The organism is Rathayibacter sp. AY1H2 (assembly GCF_002931985.1).
Taxonomy (GTDB): domain Bacteria; phylum Actinomycetota; class Actinomycetes; order Actinomycetales; family Microbacteriaceae; genus Rathayibacter.
In genome coordinates, this window is sequence record NZ_PSUV01000001.1 from 105,376 (window position 1) to 124,719 (window position 19,344).

Below are 19,344 nucleotides of genomic sequence, written 5' to 3' on the forward strand. Positions count from 1 at the left end.
GAGCGCGGGACCGGGCGGCGCATCGGGCAGGATGGGGGGATGCCAGCAGGAACCTTCACCGTTGCCGAGTCCGTCGAGCTGGCCGTCGTCGAGCGATCCGGGTTCGTCGAGTCGCGCCACGCCGGCTCCGCCGTCCTCCTCGACTCCGAGGGCCGCGTCGCCCGCAGCCTCGGCACCCCGACGGCTCCCGTCTTCCCCCGCTCCTGCCTCAAGCCGTTCCAGGCCCTCGCGGTGATGACCGCCGGAGTCGAGCTGAACGGCGCGGAGGCGGTCATCGCCACCGCGAGCCACGCCGGCATCCCCCAGCACGTGGCGCTGGTGCAGAACCTGCTCTTCCGCGCCGGCCTGGACCACACCGCCCTGCAGTGCCCGGCCGACTGGCCCGGCGACTCCGGGACCCGCGCTCAGCTGCTGCGGGCGGGCGCGACTCCGGACCCGCTCTACATGAACTGCTCGGGCAAGCACGCGGCGATGCTGCTGGCCTGCGTGCAGAACGGCTGGAGCACCGAGGACTACCTCGAGCGGACGCACCCGCTGCAGCAGCACATCGTCGACACGATCGAGCGCCTCACCGGCGAGCGCGTCGTGGCCTCGGGGATCGACGGCTGCGGAGCTCCCGTGCACGCCCTTCCTCTGACCGCGCTGGCGAAGGGCGTCTCACGGATCGTGTCCTCCTCCCCCGCCTCACCGTTCGGCCTCTACCGCCAGGCCGGCGTCCTCACGGCCGCGATCCTCGAGAACGCGTGGGCGATCGACGGCCCGGGCCGGGACAACACCGTCGTGATCGAGCGCCTGGGCCTGGTCGCCAAGCTCGGCGCCGAGGGCGTGCTCGTGATGGCCTCGCCCGACGGCACCACCGTCGCCCTGAAGATCCTCGACGGGAGCCTGCGCGCCGCGACCGTGGTCGCGCTGAAGCTCCTGGTCGAGGCGGACGCGGTGGACCGGACCGCGGCGAACGACGTGCTGGTGCGGCTGAACCCGGTCGTGTCGGGCGGCGGGCGCCCGGTCGGCGCGATCCGCGCCTCCTACGTCTGACCGCACGTCCCGGCACGCCCTGAGCTACTGCTCGCGCGCGAGGCGCTTCGCCCGGGCCGCCACGGAGACCTGCGTGATCACCACCACGAGGATCGCGAGGACGAACACCGCCGATGCGATGACGTTCGCCTCCGCCGGGATGCCGCGCGCCGCCGCGATGTAGATGTACTTCGGGAACGTAGTGACCGATCCGGAGTTGAAGTTCGTGATGATGAAGTCGTCGAAGCTCAGCGCGAACGAGAGCAGCGCCGCGGCGAGGATGCCGGGCAGCAGCAGCGGGAAGGTGATCCGCCAGAAGACCTGGTTCGGCGATGCGTAGAGGTCGCGTCCCGCCTCCTCCAGCTTCGGGTCCAGGCTCGCCACCCGCGCCTTCACGGTGACCACGACGAAGCTGATGCAGAACATCGTGTGCGCCAGCACGATCGTGACCAGCCCCTTCTCGGCGCCCACGCTGAGGAACTGCGCGGCGAGGCCGGCTCCGAGCACCACCTCCGGAGTCGCCATGGGGAGGAACAGCAGCAGGCTGATCGCCGACCGGAACCGGAAGCGGAACCGCACGAGCGCGATGGCGATCATGGTGCCGAGCGCAGTGGCCAGCACGGTGGCGATCACACCGACCAGCAGGCTGTTCCCGAAGGCGGTCATCACCTCCTCGCTGGTCCAGGCCGACACCCACTTGTCGAGGGTGAACCCGCGCCAGGCGAGGTTGCTCTTCCCCGAGTCGTTGAAGGAGAAGACGAAGGTGTACCCGATAGGGATGAGCAGGAAGAGCAGCGCCAGCGCCGTGTAGACGCCGAGCCCGAGGCCCCGGAAGCGGCGGCGGCCCCGGATCGGGGCGGGGGGCGGCGCGCCGAGCGCCTCCTGGGCGCTCGCGAGCGGACGGTCGGCCGTCGCGGTCACAGGAGGTCCTCCGTTCCACTGCGCTTCACGTAGAAGCCGACGATGACCAGGATCACGGCCATCAGCACGATCGAGAGCGCGGCGGCCGCCGGGTAGTTCTCGAGCGTGAGGAAGTTCGCCTCGATCGCGTTGCCCACCATCGAGGTCTGCGACGAGCCGAGGAAGTCCCGGCTCGCGTTGATGTAGTCGCCCGCCGCGGGGATGAACGTCAGCAGCGTGCCCGAGACGATGCCCGGCATCGACAGGGGGACGGTCACGCTCCAGAACACGGAGGCGGGGTGCGCGTAGAGATCCGACCCGGCCTCCAGGAAGCGCACGTCGAGGCGCTCGAGCGTCGTGTACAGCGGCAGCGTCATGAACGGGATGAAGTTGTAGGTGATGCCGAAGATCACGGCGATCGGCGTCCCCGTGAGGTGGCCGTCGCTCGGCAGGACCGCCACGGCCTTGAGCGCCTGCACGAGCGGGCTCTCGTCCGCGAGGATCTGCTTCCACGCCAGCGTCCGGAGCAGGAAGCTGATGAAGAAGGGCGCGATCACCAGCGTGAGGAGCAGGTTCTGCAGCAGCGGCCAGGGCCGCGCTTTCACTCCGATGAAGTAGGCCAGCGGGTAGCTGATCACCAGCGCGAGCACCGTCGCGATCAGCGCGTAGCCGAAGGAGCGGAGCACGTGCGGCCAGTAGTCGCCCATCACCACGAGGTAGTTCTGCCAGGCGAACCCGGGGGCGTACTCGCCGATGTCCCCGTCCGGCACCTCGGCCTGGAAGGACGTGAGCACGAGCGAGATCAGCGGCGCCAGGAAGAACAGCAGCATGTAGGCGATGCCCGGCAGCAGCAGGACGAGCGCGATCGTCGACCGCCGGCGGACCGGAGCGTCCTGAGGATCCGCCTGCCCCGTGGCGAAGGCGGCGAAGGCCATGCCTACGCTCCCCCGCTGCGACCGGCCAGGAGCCCCCGGCGCTGCACGGCGATGGCGCTGGTGGAGTCGTCCGCCTCGAAGCGCGGGACCGAGCCCGGTTCGTCCGCGAGTCCGAAGCCGTGCTCGGTGCTGAAGCCGACCCACACCTCCGCTCCCTCGCCGACGACCGGCCCGAAGACCATGTTCTGCGCGAAGACGACCACCGGGCCCAGGCCCGGCATCCGGATCGTGTACTGGGTGCTGACCCCGCTGAAGGAGACGTCGACCACGCGACCGGGCCCGAGCACGTTCCGGCCGGAGTCCGCCGGCGGCTCCTGCGTCAGCAGCAGGAGCTTCTCGGGGCGGACGCCGACCGTGATCTCCCCGCTCGAGCGGGCGCAGCGGGCGACGGGCACGACGATCCGGTGCCCGCCCGCGTCGACGGTGAGTGCGCGGTCGGTGCTGCCGACCACCTCACCCGTGAAGAGGTTGGACTGGCCGAGGAAGTTCGCGACGAACGCGGTGCGCGGGAGCTCGTAGAGCTCCTCCGGCGCGCCCATCTGCTCGATCCTGCCCTTGTTCATCACCGCGACGGTGTCGGCCATCGTCATGGCCTCCTCCTGGTCGTGCGTGACGTGGAGGAAGGTGAGGCCCACCTCCTCCTGGATCGACTTGAGCTCCAGCTGCATCTGCCGGCGGAGCTTGAGGTCGAGGGCGCCGAGCGGCTCGTCGAGCAGGAGCAGGGCGGGCCGGTTGACGAGGGCGCGCGCGAGGGCGACCCGCTGCTGCTGACCACCGGAGAGCTGCGCGGGGCGGCGCTGGGCGAGGTGGTCGAGCTCGACCAGGCGGAGCGCCTCGTGCGCCTTGCCGACGGGGTCGGCGATCCTCCGCCGCTTCAGGCCGAAGGCGACGTTCTCGAGGATCGACATGTGCGGGAACAGCGCGTACGACTGGAACACGGTGTTGACGGGCCGCTGGTACGTCTTCGTCTCGGTGACGTCCCGCCCGCCGATGAGGATCCGGCCGGCGGAGGGCTCCTCGAGCCCGGCGACCAGGCGCAGCGTCGTCGTCTTGCCGCAGCCCGAGGGGCCCAGCAGGGCGAAGAAGGAGCCCGCCGGGATGGTGAGGTCCAGGGAGTCGATGGCCGTGAAGCCCGGGTACTGCTTGCTGATCCCGACCAGCTGGAGGTCGGCGCCGCTCTCGGCGAAGGTCCCGATCGCCATCAGATGCCCAGGAGCACCTTCTGGAACTCGGCCTGGTACTCCTTCTCCTCCGCGGCGGTCAGGGTCCGGAACACGTGCGCCTGCGCGAGCGTGTCCTCGTCGGGGAAGATCAGCTGGTTCTCGGCCAGCTCCGGATCGATGCTCTCCATGACGTCCTTCGCTCCATCCACGGGGGTGATGTAGTTGACCCAGGCGGCCACCTCGGCGGCGACCTCGGGCTCGTAGTAGTAGTTCATCAGGGCCTCGGCGTTGGCCTTGCGCTCGGAGCCCATCGGAACGACGAAGGTGTCGTTCCAGAGTGCGCCGCCCGAGTCGGGGAAGGCGAACTCCCACTTGTCGCCGGCCTCGGCGTTGATCAGGGTGATGTCGCCGGACCAGCAGATCGCCGCGAGGGTGTCCTCGTTCTGCAGGTCGTTGAGGTACGCGTTCCCCTTGATGTTGCGGATCTGTCCGGCGTCGACCTGCTCGCGGAAGACGTCGATCGCGTTCATGTACTCGTCGTCGCCCCAGGAGCCGGCGATGTCCGTCCCCTGAGCGAGCATGATGAGCCCGATCGTGTCGCGCATCTCGCTCAGCACGCCGACGCGGCCGCGGAGCGACGGATCCCACAGATCCTCGATGCTCGAGAGGCCCTTCGGCAGCTTCTCCCTGTTCCAGCAGATGCCCGAGAACCCCGCCTGGTACGGGAGGGAGAGCCGGCGGCCCGGATCGAAGTCGGGGTTCGCCAGCGAGGGCGTGAGGTTGGCGATGTTCGGGATGTTCGCGTGGTCGAGCTCCTGCACGTAGCCGCGGCGGACCAGGCGCGAGACCATCCACTCCGTCAGGCAGACCGTGTCGGCGCCGATGTACTGCCCGAGCGCGAGCTGATCCTTCACCTTGCCGTAGTACGAGTTGTTGTCGTCGACGGCGACGTTGTAGGTCACCGCGATGCCCGTCTGCTCCTCGAAGCCCTGGAGCGTGGGGTGGTTCCCGTCGTCGTCCTCGTCCATGTAGGCGGGCCAGTTGTCCCACACCAGGCGCGGGTCGCCGGCCGATCCGTCGGCGGCGGCGGTCGGAGCGGCACGGGTCTGCGGGGCGCAGGCGGCCAGGGCGAGGGCACCCGCTCCGAGGCCGATCCCGCCGAGGACCGCCCGACGCGAGAGGACCGCCCGGCGCTCGCGCTCGTGCGAGCGTGCCGCGGCGACGGCCCGGCGGAGGACGGGATCCCTCGGGAGGGGACGGGTCATGGCGGGGGCTCCTGACTGCGTCGGGGCTCGTGCCTCGGGGGCCGAACGTGGGGAAATACTGGCACAGCGCTCATCCGCCTGTCACGGCGAACGGAGGAGAACGCTCATCCGGAAACATGATCGTCACGAATTCCGCACCCGGAGGCCGTGTCGACCGCCGATTCGGTCCCCGGAGGCCGTGCCGTCAGCGGGTGAGGGGCGGGCGTCCCGAGCCGCCGGCGGACCCGTCGACGCGCTCGACCGCCATCTCGACGGAGGAGAGCAGGATCCGGCTGCCGAGCTTCGCGCGGTAGCGGCGGCCGGCCTCGAGCGGGAGCGGCGCCTGGGTCGGCGCGACCAGCACGGACCCGTTGGCCGACCAGCGGTCCCTGACCCAGAGCCCGCCCTCGTCGAAGCCGAACTCGAGGTGGGTCTTGGAGAGGGATCGCGACGGATCCGGGATCGCGAGGATGTGCCGGAACGTCTCGTTGGGGTCCGGGAGCGGCTGGCGTCCGATCAGGCCGTTGCCGGTCACGATCGCATGCTGTCCGGTCGCGAAGCTGAGGCGTACGAGCCCCTGCGAGGGCGGCGCCATCGGAGCGCCGGGGGCGGGACGCCGGTGCCGGCCGGGGGCCAGGCCCGGCAGCCAGGCACGGCGGGACGGGTCGAGGACCGTCGTGTCTCCGGAGGACGAGGGGCGGGACGCACCCGTCGTGGCATGCGCCGCCACCGACGAACCGCACTCGCCGCAGAGGATCGCCCCGGGAGCGAGGTTGGAGCCACACGTGCTGCAGATCACCGAGAACGCCCTTCCACTCACCATCGTACCCAGCGCCGGCGCGGGGAGCCCCGAGCCGGCCGAACCCGACGCGAACCGGCAGGCGCAGGACCGTCGTACGGCCGTTCGGCGCGTGCGGGCGGTCCGGCGGCACCGCCACCGCGGCCGTCCCGTGCCGGGGCGCTGCTCGTCAGACCGGCGCGCCGGCATCCTCGTCGCCGGTGACCGCGAGGACGTCGACGACGATCACGGTGACGTTGTCGCGCCCGCCGTTGTCCAGCGCGGCGTCGACCAGGGCGTCGGCCGCCTCCTGAGCGGAGCCGGTGCCGCTGAGCAGGTGGCCGACGCCGGCATCGGTCAGCTCCTTCGTGAGTCCGTCCGAGCAGATCAGCAGACGCGATCCGGCGAGGACGGGCACGAGCCGGTAGTCGGGGACGGGCGCCTCGTGGAAGCCGACCGCGCGGGTGATCACGTTGCTGTGCGGATGCACGTCGGCCTCGTCGCGGGAGATCAGGCCCGCGTCGACCAGCTCCTGGACGATGGAGTGGTCCACGGTGAGCTGCACGAGGGTCCCGGCGACGCTCAGGTACACGCGCGAGTCGCCGATGTTGAAGACGGACCAGTAGGGCTCTCCCCCGACCACCGTGAGCGCGATCCCGGTGACCGTGGTCCCGGTGCCGACGTCGGCCGTGTGCGACTGCCGGGCGATGTCCCCGACCGCCTCCCGAAGCGCCCGGTCGATCTCCTCCGCTCCGACGGTCGCGCCGAGCGCCGCGGTGGACAAGCGCGACACGACCGCGTCGCTGGCGACCTCTCCTGCCGCGTGCCCGCCCATCCCGTCGGCGACAGCGAAGAGCGGGCTCTTGGCGAGGTAGCTGTCCTCGTTCGCGCTGCGCACGTGGCCGGTCTCGGTGCGCGCGGCCCAGCCGAGGGTGACTTCGGCCGAGGGTGCGTCGGAGCTCCAGGCGGAGACGGGGACGGTGACGGACGCGCGGCTGCGGCCGATCTGCGTCATCGCTGCTCCTCGCATCCCCGTGGCCTGCGGCCGTCCGGTCCGACGGCCCGTGACCGCCTGCTCCAGGGGTGCCCGGCCGCCTCCCGATGGTAGTCGCTGACGGCCCTCCGCCGGGCCGGCCGCCATCGCTGTCGCCCGATGTCCGTCGCGCAGACGGGTCGACGCTCCGACCACCGGATCCGATGCCGGATCGAGCTCCGACGTGCGGATCCACTTGCCCGGGCACTCGTGGACTGCCAGAATCGCCGCATGGCCCCGTCTCGCCCGCCCTCTCAGCGTCCTGTCCAGCTCGACGAGGTGTCGAAGGCGATCATCGAGCAGCTGCAGGCCGACGGTCGGCGCTCGTACGCCGAGATCGGCAAGGCCGTGGGCCTGAGCGAGGCGGCCGTCCGGCAGCGGGTGCAGAAGCTCACCGAGTCGGGCGTCATGCAGATCGTCGCGGTGACGGATCCGATGCAGCTCGGCTTCTACCGCCAGGCGATGATCGGTGTGCGCGTCACCGGCGACACCCGCGACGTCGCGGACCGGCTCGCCTCCATCCCCGCCGTCGACTACGTCGTGCTGACGGCCGGCTCCTTCGACATCCTCGCCGAGGTCGTGTGCGAGAACGACGACGATCTGATCGCCCTGCTCAACCAGGAGATCCGGTCGCTTCCCGGCGTGCTCTCGACCGAGACCTTCGTCTATCTGAAGCTCCACAAGCAGTTCTACAACTGGGGAACGCGGTAAAAGATGACCACCGAGACAGCCTTCTCGACCTCCGGCCTCGAGTCGGGCGATCCCGTCCGCGGGACCGACGCGCCTGGGGGGATCGACGACGCCTCCCTGCAGAAGAAGGCGAAGGACCACCTCTGGATGCACTTCACCCGTCAGTCGACGATGGACTCCGGCGCGGGCGTGCCGATCATCACGCGCGGCGAGGGACACCACATCTGGGACAGCACCGGGCGCAAGTACTTCGACGGCCTGTCCGGCCTCTTCGTCGTCAATGCGGGACACGGGCGGCGCCGACTGGCGGAGGCCGCGGCGAAGCAGGCGTCCGAGCTCTCCTTCTTCCCGCTGTGGTCCTACGCGACCCCCTCGGCGATCGAGCTGGCCGACCGGCTCGCCGACCACGCGCCGGGCGACCTGAACCGGGTCTTCTTCTCGACCGGCGGCGGCGAGGCGGTGGAGACGGCGTTCAAGCTCGCCAAGCACTACTGGAAGCTGCAGGGCAAGCCGGGCAAGCACAAGGTCGTCTCGCGCTCGGTCGCGTATCACGGCACTCCCCAGGGAGCGCTCGCGATCACGGGCATACCCGGGATGAAGTCGATGTTCGAGCCGCTGGTGCCGGGCGGCTTCCGCGTCCCCAACACCAACTTCTACCGGGCTCCCGAGCACGGCGACGACCTGGAGGCGTTCGGCCTGTGGGCGGCGAACCGCATCGAGGAGATGATCGAGTTCGAGGGGCCGGACACGGTGGCCGCCGTGTTCCTGGAGCCCGTGCAGAACTCGGGCGGCTGCTTCCCGCCCCCTCCCGGGTACTTCCAGAGGGTCCGCGAGATCTGCGACAAGCACGACGTGCTGCTGGTGTCCGATGAGGTGATCTGCGCGTTCGGCCGCATCGGGCACATGTTCGCCTGCGACGAGTACGGCTACGTGCCGGACATGATCACCTGCGCGAAGGGGATGACCAGCGGCTACTCCCCCATCGGCGCGACGATCGTCAGCGATCGGATCTACGAGCCCTTCCGCCACGGTCAGGTCGTCTTCCCGCACGGCTACACCTTCGGCGGCCACCCCGTCTCGGCCGCGGTCGCGCTCGAGAACCTCGACATCTTCGAGGAGGAGGGCCTGAACGAGCGCGTGCGCGAGAACTCGCCCGTCTTCCGGTCCACGCTCGAGAAGCTGCTCGACCTGCCGATCGTCGGCGACGTCCGGGGCGACGGCTACTTCTTCGGCATCGAGCTGGTGAAGGACAAGGCGACGAAGGAGACGTTCGACGAGGACGAGTCGGAGCGGCTGCTGCGCGGATTCCTCTCGAAGGGGCTCTTCGACGCGGGGCTGTACTGCCGGGCGGACGACCGCGGCGATCCCGTCGTCCAGCTCGCGCCGCCGCTCACCATCGGCCCGCGCGAGTTCGACGAGATCGAGCAGATCCTCCGGAGCGTGCTCACCGAGGCCTGGTCGCGGCTCTAGCGCCCTCACGCGGCGCGCTCCCGCCGATCGGCGGCGAGTGCGGCCGCGACTCGGCGCGCACCTGCGTGGTGCGGATCGAGAGCGACGGCCTCGTCGGCGAGCCGTCCGGCCTCGTCGGCACGGCCCTCACCGGCCAGGATCCGGGCGAGGAGGACGAGCACTCCGGCTCGCTCACTCGGGGGTGCGACGACGGCGGCACGGCGGAGCAGCGGGGCGAGCGCTCCCGCCGCGCCGGGGTCACCGCTCCGCGCCGACCGCAGCACGCGGTCCGCACCGCGGCTGCGCTGCACGGCCACGACGAGCGCAGCCAGGCCCGCCGGCCGGACCTCGGGATCGGGACCGGCGAGAGCTCGCCGGACGAGGTCGTCGACACCGCGCAACAGCACGTCGGGCAGTTCAGCCCGCGGGTGGCGGTCGAGGAGACGGTCGACCGCGGCGGCCACCGCTCGCGGGTCGTCCCGGTCGCCGGCCTCGAGCCCGTCGTCGCGGCCGGACGACGGGAGCACGGCGACGCGGAGGGCGAGGCCGGGGAGCCGGCGCGCACGCTCCTCGAGGGCGGCGACGAGTCCCTCGCACGACTCCGGACCCGCCTCGCCGGGATGCACCAGCGCGAGTGCTCGCCGCACCCGCCCGAACCGGCCGAGCGCACCGAGGCAGGCCCGCGCGATCAGGGACGGATCCGCACCCGACAGCTCGAAGCGGAGCGAACCGCTCGGCGCGCCGGCCCGGAACGGGACGAGCACGAGGCTCGCCTCCGCCGCACCCCGCCGGGATCCGTGAGCGGCATGGAACAGGGCGGCGTCGTCGGGTGAGGCCGGGACACGCGAGGCGGGAGCGGGGTGGAGGAAGATCGCTGAGGAGGTCATGCTGCGATCCTGCCGACCCTCGCACCCGCCGGGAGCGACGGCCCTCGGGATCATCGGAAGGATCTCGAGATCGCCGCCTGTGGAGGGAGAGGTCCCATCGACACCGAATCGCCGGCGCTCGGATGGCGGCCTCCGGCCAGGAATCCCTCCACAGGGACCGATCGGCCGAGTTCTGCACCGGTGTCCGATTCCCGCCGGTCGGTGGGGAGTCCCGCGGATACTCTCGACGCATGAGAACGACTCCCCTTCACGTCCGACGGACGACGAGCCCCCTCGGCCGCATCGAGGTGGGCAGCGACGGCGATGCGATCGTCTCGCTCGCCATCGAGCAGGCCGGTCTGCTCCCGCACGAGCACCTCCCGGAGTCGGACCTCCCGGTGCTCCTGCGGGCCGTCGAGCAGCTGGACGAGTACTTCGACGGGACCCGCCGCTCTTTCGATCTGCCGGTCGCTCTGCGCGGCACGCCCTTCCAGCTCGAGATCTGGCAGCGGCTCCAGGCTCTGGGCTTCGGGGAGATCACCTCCTACGGCGCACTGGGCACGGCCGCCGGTCGCCCCCGGGCGGGCCGGCCGATCGGCGGAGCGGTAGGTGCGAACCCGGTGCCGATCATCGTGGGCTGCCACCGCGTCCTCGCGAGCGACGGACGGATCACCGGCTTCAGCGCGGGCGAGGGCGTCGCCACGAAAGCCTGGCTTCTCGATCACGAGGGGATCCCCCACCGATGAGCACGGCCGACGGACTCGTCGAGGGAGAGGACGGCCTGGTCCGCTGCGCCTGGAGCGGCGCGGATCCGGAGTACCGCCGCTACCACGACGAGGAATGGGGCACCCCGCTGCACGGAGATCGCCGGCTGTTCGAGAAGATCTCCCTCGAGGCGTTCCAGTCCGGCCTCTCCTGGATCACGATCCTCCGCAAGCGGCCGAGGTTCCGCGAGGCCTTCGACGGCTTCGATCCGGCCCGCGTCGCCCGGTACGACGACACCGATGTCGAGCGGCTGATGGAGGACAGCGGCATCATCCGGAACCGCGCGAAGATCATCGCCACCCGGGACAACGCCCGGGCCGTGCTCGCGCTCCTGGAGCAGAGAGGCGAGGGCGCGCTCGACGAGCTCGTGTGGTCCTTCCACGATCCGGACGTCGAGGACCGGGTGGTCCGAGCCGCCGACGTCCCTGCGACGACGCCCGGGTCGACGGCGCTCGCGCGAGCGCTGAAGGCCGCTGGGCTCCGCTTCGTCGGACCGACCACCGCGTACGCGCTGATGCAGTCGGCCGGAGTCGTCGACGACCACCTCACCGGCTGCTGGCGCCGACGCTGACGCCTACGACTCCGGCACGACGAGGTCGAGCTCTCCCGTGTGCCGGTTCTCGGCGAGCAGGAACCCGCGCCCGGCCGCCCACGCCGAGAGCTCGCCGAGCGACTCCGTCGCCACCCGGTCCTCCGCCAGCGCCCTGACGAAGCGTCCCTTGCCCTGCTTGTTGAAGTGGTTCAGCGACCGGAGGACGCCGTCGGCCCCGCGCGAGCGGACGCGGACGAAGAACCGCCCCTCGCCCGCAGGGACCGGTCCGAGCGCCGCGTACGCCTCGCTCCGCAGATCGAGGACGAGCCCGTCGAGCGCGCTCAGCACCCGCCCGGCCTCCGCCGCCCACCACCGCTTGAGCGGTCTGCCCGGCACACGGGAGTCGTGGGACAGACGGTAGGCAGGGATCAGGTCGAGGGCGCGGATCGGCCCCCAGAGCGCGGACTGCACGATCGCCGTCCGACCGAGCACCTCCCGTGCACCGGAATCGAGGCTTCGCGCGTCGAGCGCATCGAACAGCACCCCGTCGAAGCGGTCGACCGCGGGGAGACCTGCCGCGGTCGCGAGCCCCGCGTTGCGATCGATCTCGCCGAACTGACGCGGACCGAGCTTCAGCGCCCGGGCAGAGAGCTCGGGGTCCCCGGCCAGCGCGATCAGCGCCTCCGCCAGCTCGCGCCGCTTCGCGTGGAGCTCGGGGAAGGCGAGCGACTCGAGCACGAACGGCTCGTCGCCGCCGTCGCGCTTCGTCTCGGACGGTGGCAGCAGGACGTGCACAGGACTCCTTCGGAGAAGAGGGACGGGCGGCACGACGAAGGGGCCGGACGATCGCGATGATCGTCCGGCCCCTCCGAGCCGCGGTGAGCGGCGGTGTACTAGACCAGCGATGCCTGACGGGCGACCACGGTCACCACGTCGTTCTCGACGGACAGGAAGCCGTCGTCGGCCTGCGCGGTGAGACGCGTGCCGTCCAGGGCCGTGACGCGCACCTCGCCGGTGGCGAGGATCGCGAGCATCGGCTCGTGGCCGGCGAGGATGCCGATCTCGCCCTCGACCGTGCGAGCCGTGAGCTGCTTCGCCTCTCCGGACCACACCTCGGCGTTCGCGGACACGACGCTGACCTTCAGGGTCCCGGCCATGATCAGCCGTTCTCCTTCTGGATCTGGGTCCACTTCTCCTCGACGTCCGAGATCGAGCCGACGTTGAAGAACGCCTGCTCGGCCACGTGGTCGAACTCGCCCTTGGTGATCGCGTCGAACGACTCGATCGTGTCCTTCAGCGGGACGGTCGATCCCTCGACACCGGTGAACTTCTTCGCCATGTAGGTGTTCTGCGAGAGGAACTGCTGGATCCGGCGCGCACGCGACACCGTGATCTTGTCCTCCTCCGACAGCTCGTCGACACCGAGGATCGCGATGATCTCCTGCAGCTCCTTGTTCTTCTGCAGGATCTGCTTCACGTTCGTCGCCACGCGGTAGTGGTCGGCGCCCAGGTAGCGGGGGTCGAGGATTCGCGAGGTGGACGTGAGCGGGTCGACGGCCGGGTAGAGGCCCTTCGACGCGATCTCACGGGAGAGCTCGGTGGTCGCGTCGAGGTGGGCGAAGGTGGTCGCCGGCGCCGGGTCGGTGTAGTCGTCGGCGGGGACGTAGATCGCCTGCAGCGAGGTGATCGAGTGTCCGCGCGTCGAGGTGATGCGCTCCTGGAGCACACCCATCTCGTCGGCGAGGTTCGGCTGGTAGCCCACCGCGGAGGGCATGCGGCCCAGCAGGGTCGACACCTCCGAGCCGGCCTGCGTGAAGCGGAAGATGTTGTCGATGAAGAGCAGCACGTCCTGCTTCTGCACATCGCGGAAGTACTCCGCCATGGTCAGGGCCGACAGGGCGACGCGCAGACGCGTTCCCGGCGGCTCGTCCATCTGGCCGAAGACGAGAGCGGTCTTGTCGAAGACGCCCGCCTCCTCCATCTCGGCGATGAGGTCGTTGCCCTCACGGGTGCGCTCGCCGACGCCGGCGAACACGGACACTCCACCGTGGTCCTGCGCGACGCGCTGGATCATCTCCTGGATGAGGACGGTCTTGCCGACGCCCGCGCCGCCGAACAGGCCGATCTTGCCGCCCTGCACGTACGGAGTGAGCAGGTCGATGACCTTGATGCCGGTCTCGAACAGCTCGGTCTTGGACTCGAGCTGATCGAACTGCGGGGGCTTGCGGTGGATCGGCCAGCGCTCGGTGATCTCGAACGACTCTCCGTTGATCTTCCCGTCGGCGTCGGCGTTGAGCACCTCGCCGATCACGTTGAAGACCTTGCCCTTGGTCACGTCGCCGACCGGGACCGAGATCGGCAGGCCGGTGTCGTGGACCTCCTGGCCGCGGACGAGTCCGTCGGTGGGGTTCAGGGAGATGGCCCGGACGAGGTCGTCGCCCAGGTGCTGCGCGACCTCGAAGGTCAGCTTGCTCGAGACGCCCTCGACCTCGACGTGCGTGTAGAGCGCGTTGTAGACCTCGGGGATCGCGTCGTGGGGGAACTCGATGTCAACGACGGGGCCGGTGACGCGGGCGATGCGGCCGATGGCCCCGCCCGACGTCCCGGTCGCCGCCTCAGGTGCGGTCAGTGTCATTGCTACTTCCTTCTGTGGTCTCACCGCTCCCGGAGGGCGGAGTCGAAACTGTGTGGAGCGGAGCCCTCTTACTTGGAGGAGGACAGGGCGTCGGCGCCGCCGACGATCTCGGCGATCTGCTGCGTGATCTCGGTCTGGCGGGCGTTGTTGGCGAGACGCGTGTAGGTCTTGATCAGCGTGTCCGCGTTGTCGCTCGCCGACTTCATGGCCTTCTGGCGTGCCGCGTGCTCCGAGGCCGCCGACTGCAGCATCGCGTTGAAGATGCGGCTCTCGACGTACACGGGCAGGAGGCGGTCGAGGACCGTCTCGGGGTCGGGCTCGAACTCGTAGAGCGGGTACAGCTCGCTGTTCTGCTCCTCGGCGCCCTCGACGACCTCGAGCGGCAGCAGCCGGACGACGGTCGGCTGCTGGGTGACCATGCTGACGAAGCGGTTGTAGACGAGGTGGATCTCGTCCACGCCGCCCTCCTCGTCATCGAGGTTGTACGACTCGACGACCGCGTCCGCGATCTCCTTCGCCGTCTCGAACACGGGCTGGTCGGTGCCGCCTGTCCAGACGCGGACGCTGGCCCGCTTCCGGAACGAGAAGTACGCGTTCGCCTTGCGGCCGACCAGGTAGAAGACGACCTCCTTGCCCTCGCTGCGCAGCAGCGCGGCCAGCTCCTCGGCCTCCTTGAGCACGCTCGAGGAGAACGCGCCGGCGAGGCCGCGGTCGGAGGTGAAGATCACGATCGCGGCCGTGTCCAGCTTCTCGCGCTCGGTCGTGAGCGGGTGCTCCACGTTCGAGTAGGTCGCGACAGCGGACACGGCGCGCGTGATCGCGTTCGAGTAAGGCGCCGCGGCAGCGACGCGGTTCTGCGCCTTCTGGATGCGCGAGGCCGAGATCAGCTCCATGGCCCGAGTGATCTTCTTGGTCGTCTGGGCCGAGCGGATCTTCGACCGGTAGACCCGGAGTTGCGCTCCCATGTGTCTCCTGTTGTCCTAAAAGTGGCGAATCGTCGGGGTGCCGCTGGTCAGCGACGGCCCTTGACGATCTTCTCCTGGCCGACCTCGTCGGCCGCGATGGCCTGGTGCTCCTCGCGCCCGACCGAGGCGAGCGGCTTGCCCTCACCGGTCTGGAACTCCAGCTTGAAGCCGTCGACGGCACGGTTGAGCTCGGCGACGGTGTCGTCGGAGAGCACGTTGGTGTCGCGGAGGGTGTTCAGCACCTGGGTGTTGCGGCCCAGGTAGTCCAGGAGCTCGCGCTCGAAGCGCAGCACGTCGGGGACCGGGACCTCGTCGAGCTTGCCGTTCGTTCCGGCCCAGATCGAGACGACCTGCTCCTCGACGGGGTACGGCGAGTACTGCGGCTGCTTGAGCAGCTCGGTCAGGCGGGCGCCGCGGGCGAGCTGACGGCGCGAGGCGGCGTCGAGGTCGGAGGCGAACATCGCGAAGGCCTCGAGCGAGCGGTACTGCGCCAGCTCGAGCTTCAGCGTGCCGGAGACCTTCTTGATCGACTTGACCTGCGCGTCGCCGCCGACCCGCGAGACCGAGATGCCCACGTCGACCGCGGGACGCTGGTTGGCGTTGAAGAGGTCGGACTGGAGGAAGATCTGGCCGTCGGTGATCGAGATCACGTTGGTCGGGATGTAGGCCGAGACGTCGTTGGCCTTGGTCTCGATGATCGGGAGACCGGTCATCGAGCCGGCGCCGAGCTCGTCGGACAGCTTCGCGCAGCGCTCCAGCAGACGGGAGTGCAGGTAGAAGACGTCACCCGGGTACGCCTCGCGTCCCGGCGGGCGGCGCAGGAGGAGCGACACGGCGCGGTAGGCCTCGGCCTGCTTCGACAGGTCGTCGAAGATGATCAGGACGTGCTTGCCGCCGTACATCCAGTGCTGGCCGATGGCCGAGCCGGTGTAGGGGGCGAGGTACTTGAAGCCGGCGGGGTCGGAGGCCGGGGACGCGACGATGGTCGTGTACTCCATCGCTCCGGCGTCCTCGAGCGCGCCCTTCACCGAGGCGATGGTCGAGCCCTTCTGGCCGATCGCGACGTAGATGCAGCGGACCTGCTTGTTCGTGTCGCCCGACTCCCAGTTGGCCTTCTGGTTGATGATCGTGTCGATCGCGATGGCCGTCTTGCCGGTCTGGCGGTCCCCGATGATGAGCTGGCGCTGGCCGCGGCCGACCGGGATCATCGCGTCGATGGCCTTGATGCCGGTCTGCAGCGGCTCGTGGACCGACTTGCGCGACATGACGCCGGGAGCCTGGAGCTCGAGGGCGCGGCGGCCCTCGGAGGCGATCTCGCCGAGTCCGTCGATCGGGTTGCCGAGCGGGTCGACGACGCGCCCGAGGTAGCCGTCGCCGACGGGGACCGAGAGGACCTCGCCGGTGCGGGTGACCTCCATGCCCTCCTCGATGCCGGAGAACTCGCCGAGGACGACGACGCCGATCTCGTTCTCGTCGAGGTTCTGGGCCAGGCCCAGGACGCCGTTGGAGAAGCGGATGAGCTCGTTGGCCATGACGCCGGGGAGGCCCTCGACGTGGGCGATGCCGTCGGCGGCGTCGATGACGTAGCCGACCTCGGTGGTGGAGGCCTTGCCCGGCTCGTACGACGAGACGAAGTCCTTCAGCGCGTCGCGGATCTCATCCGGGCTGATGGTGATATCTGCCATGGGAATTCCTATTCGTTGGGTCCGTGCGAGCCGAAGAGGTCGTCGGGGCCTGACCTGGATGGTGCGGGGGTCGAGGGCAGTGCCCTCTGAGGATACGTGCGCCCGTCAGGACGCGAGCTGGAGCTTCAGGTCGGACAGCCGTGCGGAGACGGTTCCGTCGATGACCTCGTCGCCGACGTGCAGGCGCATCCCGCCCAGGAGGGAGGGATCGACCACGACGTTGACGGCGACCGGTCGGCTGTACTGGCGCGTGAGCGCCGAGCGGAGCCGGTCGAGCTGCTCGGGGGCGATCGGTGCGGCGACCGAGACCGTGGCGAGGATGAACCCGCCCTGGTCGGCGACCACGCCTGCTGCGAAGCGGACGAGCTCCGGGATGCGGCGACCGCGCGGGTGCGCGATCAGCTGCCGGAGGATCGCCAGCGTCTCGGCCGCGGCCTTGCCCTCGAGGAGGCGCTGCACGAGCGCGACCTTCGAGTCGGCGGCGGCGAGCTTGCTGCCGAGCGCGAGCTCGAGCTGGGCGTCGGAGGCGACGACCTCGCCGAAGGAGTGGAGCTCCTTCTCGAGGTTGACGCCCTCCGGAGCGGAGGACGCGATCGCGCGGACCCCGACCTCCTCGACCCCGGCGACCATGTCGCTCGGGCTCGACCAGCGGTGGCCGACGATCACGGTGAGCAGGCGCTTGGCCGGCTCGCCGAAGGGACCGAACACGCGGGCGACGAGAGCCTGCTTGCTGCTCGAGTCGGCGCTCGGGTCGGCGAGGGCCGCGCGCAGCTGCGCCTGGCCGTCGATGACCCGTGCGGCCTCGAAGAGCTGCTGGGCCGTGTCGAGGGACGCCTGACCGGCGAGGGCGGAGAGCTCCGCCTTCGCCGATGCGAGTGCCTGCCTGGACGCGCTGCCCATCAGTTGTTCGCCTTCTCCGAGGCCTCGAGGTCGGCGAGGAAGCGGTCCACGATCGCGGACGCCTTCGCGTCGTCGTTGAGGCTCTCGCCGATCACGCCGGAGGCGAGGTCGATGGCGAGGGTTCCGACTTCGGAGCGGAGCGAGACCACGGCGGCCTGACGGTCCGCCTCGATCTGAGCGTGCGCGTTGTGGAGGATGCGCTCGGCCTCGACCTGCGCCTGCTCCTTCTTCGCCGCCACGATCGCGTTGCCGTCGGCGTTCGCCTTCTCACGGATCACTCCGGCCTCGGCGCGGGCCTCGGCCAGCTGGGCGGTGTACTTCTCGAGGGCGGCCTCGGCCTGTCGCTGGGCCTCGTCGGCCTTCGCGATGTTCCCCTCGATCGCGGCGGAGCGCGCGTCGAGCATCTTCTGCAGGCGCGGCAGGACCAGCCTCCAGAAGAAGAACAGCAGGATGAGGAAGATCACCCCCGACCAGAAGAAGTCATAGAACTCCGGGATCAGAATGACCGCGGGGACGTCACCTTCTTCCGCAGCGATGTTCACAGCGGTGCTGAACACGACTACGCCGCGAAGATGAAGTAGGTGGCGAGGCCGATGAGCGCGAGCACCTCGGTGAACGCGATGCCGAGGAACATCGTGGTCTGGAGGCGGCCGGCCATCTCGGGCTGGCGCGCCATGGCCTCGACGGTCTTGCCCGCGACGATGCCGACACCGATGCCGGGGCCGATCGCTGCGAGGCCGTAACCGACCGTCGCGATGTTGCCGGTGAGTTCGGCGAGAACGGTGACTGAGTCCACGAGTGGGTCCTTTCAGTGGGGTGATCGTGAGAACGGGCGGGAGCCCGTGAGTAGTGGGGTCAGTGCTCCTCGGCGACGGCCAACTGGATGTAGACCGCAGCGAGGAGGGTGAAGATGTAGGCCTGCAGCACGGCGACGAGGAGCTCGAAGAGCGTGAACGCACCGCCGAAGGCGAAGGTCACGACGCCGAAGAGCTTGAAGCCCGGGTCGATCTGGGAGCTGAAGAGGAAGAACTGCGTGGCCGAGAAGCACAGCACCAGCAGGAGGTGGCCGACGATCATGTTCATCACGAGCCGCAGTGCGAGCGAGAGCGGACGGATGATGAACGTCTGCAGCAGCTCGATCGGCGTGAGGATGAAGTAGATCAGGAACGGCGCTCCGGGCGGGAACAGGGCGTTCTTGAAGAAGCCCATCCCCCGGTCCTTGATGCCCGCGTAGATGAACGTCACGTAGGCGACCAGGCCGAGGAAGAGCGGCATGCCCACCACGGAGGTCCCCGCGATGTTCAGGAACGGGACGATGCCGGTCAGGTTCATCGAGATGATCGCGAAGAAGATCGTCACGAGGATCGGGAGGAACCGGCGCGCGTCCTTCTCGCCGAGGATGTCCTTGGCGATGGTGACGCGGACGAAGTCGAACGCGAGCTCGACGACGTTCTGGAAGCGGCCGGGGACGAGGCGCAGCTTGCGCGTCCCGAGCCAGAAGAACAGCATCAGTGCGATGACCGCGATGAAGCGGACCAGCATGACGCGGTTGATCTCGAAAGGGGTTCCCTCGAAGAGGAAACCGGGCGGGAAGAACTCGGAGATCGACGGGGTGTGGAAGTCACTCTCACCGGTCGAGGACGAGACCAACAGGGTCACAGCGTTAGCAAACAGCGCTAGCTCCTGGAATTCGGGGCGTGGCACGTTGCAGCCGACCGAATCGAATCATTCGGACGCAACGCTCTCGCGACGACGAAAGGTGGGGTTTTCCGCTCGGACGGCGATCGTGC

Annotated in this window: 21 protein-coding genes; 5 read left to right on the forward strand and 16 right to left on the reverse strand. The window is 69.8% G+C overall.

Translation table 11 applies throughout. The features are described 5' to 3' along the window. The first annotated feature begins 39 nt into the window (after positions 1–39). Positions 40–1,035 (forward strand): asparaginase, encoded by a 996-nt coding sequence (locus C5C29_RS00475; RefSeq protein WP_104223039.1) that lies wholly within the window; start codon positions 40–42, stop codon positions 1,033–1,035. Between the two features lie 24 nt (positions 1,036–1,059). Here C5C29_RS00475 and C5C29_RS00480 read toward each other — a convergent pair whose 3' ends face one another. From C5C29_RS00480 to C5C29_RS00505, 6 genes are all read right to left on the reverse strand, one after another. After that, positions 1,060–1,866 carry an ABC transporter permease gene (locus C5C29_RS00480; RefSeq protein WP_181074917.1) on the reverse strand — a complete coding sequence of 269 codons (807 nt, stop codon included), beginning with the start codon at positions 1,864–1,866 and terminating at the stop codon, positions 1,060–1,062. A 65-nt stretch (positions 1,867–1,931) separates the two neighbouring features. Next, entirely contained in the window at positions 1,932–2,849 is a 918-nt protein-coding gene (locus C5C29_RS00485; RefSeq protein WP_104223037.1) for an ABC transporter permease, read from the reverse strand. A 2-nt stretch (positions 2,850–2,851) separates the two neighbouring features. Further along, the gene (locus C5C29_RS00490; RefSeq protein ID WP_104307902.1) at positions 2,852–4,051 is read right to left on the reverse strand and encodes an ABC transporter ATP-binding protein; all 1,200 of its coding nucleotides are present in this window, start codon (positions 4,049–4,051) and stop codon (positions 2,852–2,854) included. Continuing rightward, positions 4,051–5,277, reverse strand: a complete 1,227-nt coding sequence (locus C5C29_RS00495; protein ID WP_104223035.1) for a PotD/PotF family extracellular solute-binding protein — start codon at positions 5,275–5,277, stop codon at positions 4,051–4,053. Before C5C29_RS00495 ends, C5C29_RS00490 begins: the two co-directional genes overlap by 1 nt. Before the next feature lie 184 nt (positions 5,278–5,461). Beyond that, entirely contained in the window at positions 5,462–5,791 is a 330-nt protein-coding gene (locus C5C29_RS16760) for a hypothetical protein (protein WP_146082226.1), read from the reverse strand. 433 nt (positions 5,792–6,224) lie between these two features. After that, positions 6,225–7,049 (reverse strand): PP2C family serine/threonine-protein phosphatase, encoded by an 825-nt coding sequence (locus C5C29_RS00505; protein ID WP_104223033.1) that lies wholly within the window; start codon positions 7,047–7,049, stop codon positions 6,225–6,227. 249 nt (positions 7,050–7,298) lie between these two features. On the opposite strand from C5C29_RS00505, the gene C5C29_RS00510 reads away from it, so the two are divergent. Beyond that, positions 7,299–7,778 (forward strand): Lrp/AsnC family transcriptional regulator, encoded by a 480-nt coding sequence (locus C5C29_RS00510; protein WP_104223032.1) that lies wholly within the window; start codon positions 7,299–7,301, stop codon positions 7,776–7,778. 3 nt (positions 7,779–7,781) lie between these two features. Then, positions 7,782–9,227: an aspartate aminotransferase family protein gene (locus tag C5C29_RS00515; RefSeq protein ID WP_104223031.1), complete on the forward strand. Its 1,446-nt coding sequence runs from the start codon at positions 7,782–7,784 to the stop codon at positions 9,225–9,227. Positions 9,228–9,232: 5 nt separating this feature from the next. Here C5C29_RS00515 and C5C29_RS00520 read toward each other — a convergent pair whose 3' ends face one another. Further along, a complete protein-coding gene (locus C5C29_RS00520) occupies positions 9,233–10,093 on the reverse strand; it encodes a hypothetical protein (RefSeq protein ID WP_104223030.1) in 861 nt (286 codons plus the stop codon). Positions 10,094–10,323: 230 nt separating this feature from the next. On the opposite strand from C5C29_RS00520, the gene C5C29_RS00525 reads away from it, so the two are divergent. Both C5C29_RS00525 and C5C29_RS00530 read left to right on the forward strand, forming a co-directional pair. Then, positions 10,324–10,818 carry a methylated-DNA--[protein]-cysteine S-methyltransferase gene (locus tag C5C29_RS00525; protein WP_104223029.1) on the forward strand — a complete coding sequence of 165 codons (495 nt, stop codon included), beginning with the start codon at positions 10,324–10,326 and terminating at the stop codon, positions 10,816–10,818. Next, positions 10,815–11,408, forward strand: coding sequence for a DNA-3-methyladenine glycosylase I (locus tag C5C29_RS00530; RefSeq protein ID WP_104223028.1), 594 nt, complete (start codon positions 10,815–10,817; stop codon positions 11,406–11,408). Before C5C29_RS00525 ends, C5C29_RS00530 begins: the two co-directional genes overlap by 4 nt. 3 nt (positions 11,409–11,411) lie before the next feature. Here the strand turns inward: C5C29_RS00530 and C5C29_RS00535 are convergent, their stop codons facing one another. From C5C29_RS00535 to atpB, 9 genes are all read right to left on the reverse strand, one after another. Further along, complete coding sequence (locus tag C5C29_RS00535) at positions 11,412–12,164, reverse strand: YaaA family protein (protein WP_104223027.1); 753 nt, start codon at positions 12,162–12,164, stop codon at positions 11,412–11,414. Between the two features lie 98 nt (positions 12,165–12,262). After that, positions 12,263–12,526 (reverse strand): F0F1 ATP synthase subunit epsilon, encoded by a 264-nt coding sequence (locus C5C29_RS00540; protein WP_104223026.1) that lies wholly within the window; start codon positions 12,524–12,526, stop codon positions 12,263–12,265. A gap of 2 nt (positions 12,527–12,528) precedes the next feature. Beyond that, on the reverse strand, positions 12,529–14,004 hold the full coding sequence (gene atpD, locus C5C29_RS00545) for a F0F1 ATP synthase subunit beta (protein ID WP_104223025.1): 1,476 nt from the start codon (positions 14,002–14,004) through the stop codon (positions 12,529–12,531). Between the two features lie 68 nt (positions 14,005–14,072). Next, positions 14,073–14,969, reverse strand: a complete 897-nt coding sequence (locus C5C29_RS00550) for a F0F1 ATP synthase subunit gamma (RefSeq protein ID WP_104223024.1) — start codon at positions 14,967–14,969, stop codon at positions 14,073–14,075. Between the two features lie 47 nt (positions 14,970–15,016). After that, the gene (gene atpA, locus C5C29_RS00555) at positions 15,017–16,654 is read right to left on the reverse strand and encodes a F0F1 ATP synthase subunit alpha (protein ID WP_104223023.1); all 1,638 of its coding nucleotides are present in this window, start codon (positions 16,652–16,654) and stop codon (positions 15,017–15,019) included. 105 nt (positions 16,655–16,759) lie between these two features. Further along, a complete protein-coding gene (locus C5C29_RS00560) occupies positions 16,760–17,554 on the reverse strand; it encodes a F0F1 ATP synthase subunit delta (protein WP_104223022.1) in 795 nt (264 codons plus the stop codon). Beyond that, positions 17,554–18,111: a F0F1 ATP synthase subunit B gene (locus tag C5C29_RS00565; RefSeq protein WP_244229449.1), complete on the reverse strand. Its 558-nt coding sequence runs from the start codon at positions 18,109–18,111 to the stop codon at positions 17,554–17,556. Before C5C29_RS00565 ends, C5C29_RS00560 begins: the two co-directional genes overlap by 1 nt. Positions 18,112–18,113: 2 nt before the next feature. After that, positions 18,114–18,350 carry an ATP synthase F0 subunit C gene (locus C5C29_RS00570; protein ID WP_055794702.1) on the reverse strand — a complete coding sequence of 79 codons (237 nt, stop codon included), beginning with the start codon at positions 18,348–18,350 and terminating at the stop codon, positions 18,114–18,116. Positions 18,351–18,409: 59 nt separating this feature from the next. Next, on the reverse strand, positions 18,410–19,213 hold the full coding sequence (atpB, locus tag C5C29_RS00575; protein WP_068254016.1) for a F0F1 ATP synthase subunit A: 804 nt from the start codon (positions 19,211–19,213) through the stop codon (positions 18,410–18,412). Positions 19,214–19,344: the final 131 nt, after the last annotated feature.

What these genes read in the sequence shown, in the direction of transcription:
- C5C29_RS00475 (WP_104223039.1), top strand. Translation starts at nt 40, where the DNA reads ATGCCAGCAGGAACCTTCACCGTTGCCGAGTCCGTCGAGCTGGCCGTC.
- C5C29_RS00485 (WP_104223037.1), bottom strand. Translation starts at nt 2,849, where the DNA reads ATGGCCTTCGCCGCCTTCGCCACGGGGCAGGCGGATCCTCAGGACGCT.
- C5C29_RS00490 (WP_104307902.1), bottom strand. Translation starts at nt 4,051, where the DNA reads ATGGCGATCGGGACCTTCGCCGAGAGCGGCGCCGACCTCCAGCTGGTC.
- C5C29_RS00495 (WP_104223035.1), bottom strand. Translation starts at nt 5,277, where the DNA reads ATGACCCGTCCCCTCCCGAGGGATCCCGTCCTCCGCCGGGCCGTCGCC.
- C5C29_RS00505 (WP_104223033.1), bottom strand. Translation starts at nt 7,049, where the DNA reads ATGACGCAGATCGGCCGCAGCCGCGCGTCCGTCACCGTCCCCGTCTCC.
- C5C29_RS00510 (WP_104223032.1), top strand. Translation starts at nt 7,299, where the DNA reads ATGGCCCCGTCTCGCCCGCCCTCTCAGCGTCCTGTCCAGCTCGACGAG.
- C5C29_RS00515 (WP_104223031.1), top strand. Translation starts at nt 7,782, where the DNA reads ATGACCACCGAGACAGCCTTCTCGACCTCCGGCCTCGAGTCGGGCGAT.
- C5C29_RS00520 (WP_104223030.1), bottom strand. Translation starts at nt 10,093, where the DNA reads ATGACCTCCTCAGCGATCTTCCTCCACCCCGCTCCCGCCTCGCGTGTC.
- C5C29_RS00525 (WP_104223029.1), top strand. Translation starts at nt 10,324, where the DNA reads ATGAGAACGACTCCCCTTCACGTCCGACGGACGACGAGCCCCCTCGGC.
- C5C29_RS00530 (WP_104223028.1), top strand. Translation starts at nt 10,815, where the DNA reads ATGAGCACGGCCGACGGACTCGTCGAGGGAGAGGACGGCCTGGTCCGC.
- C5C29_RS00540 (WP_104223026.1), bottom strand. Translation starts at nt 12,526, where the DNA reads ATGGCCGGGACCCTGAAGGTCAGCGTCGTGTCCGCGAACGCCGAGGTG.
- atpD (WP_104223025.1), bottom strand. Translation starts at nt 14,004, where the DNA reads ATGACACTGACCGCACCTGAGGCGGCGACCGGGACGTCGGGCGGGGCC.
- C5C29_RS00550 (WP_104223024.1), bottom strand. Translation starts at nt 14,969, where the DNA reads ATGGGAGCGCAACTCCGGGTCTACCGGTCGAAGATCCGCTCGGCCCAG.
- atpA (WP_104223023.1), bottom strand. Translation starts at nt 16,654, where the DNA reads ATGGCAGATATCACCATCAGCCCGGATGAGATCCGCGACGCGCTGAAG.
- C5C29_RS00560 (WP_104223022.1), bottom strand. Translation starts at nt 17,554, where the DNA reads ATGGGCAGCGCGTCCAGGCAGGCACTCGCATCGGCGAAGGCGGAGCTC.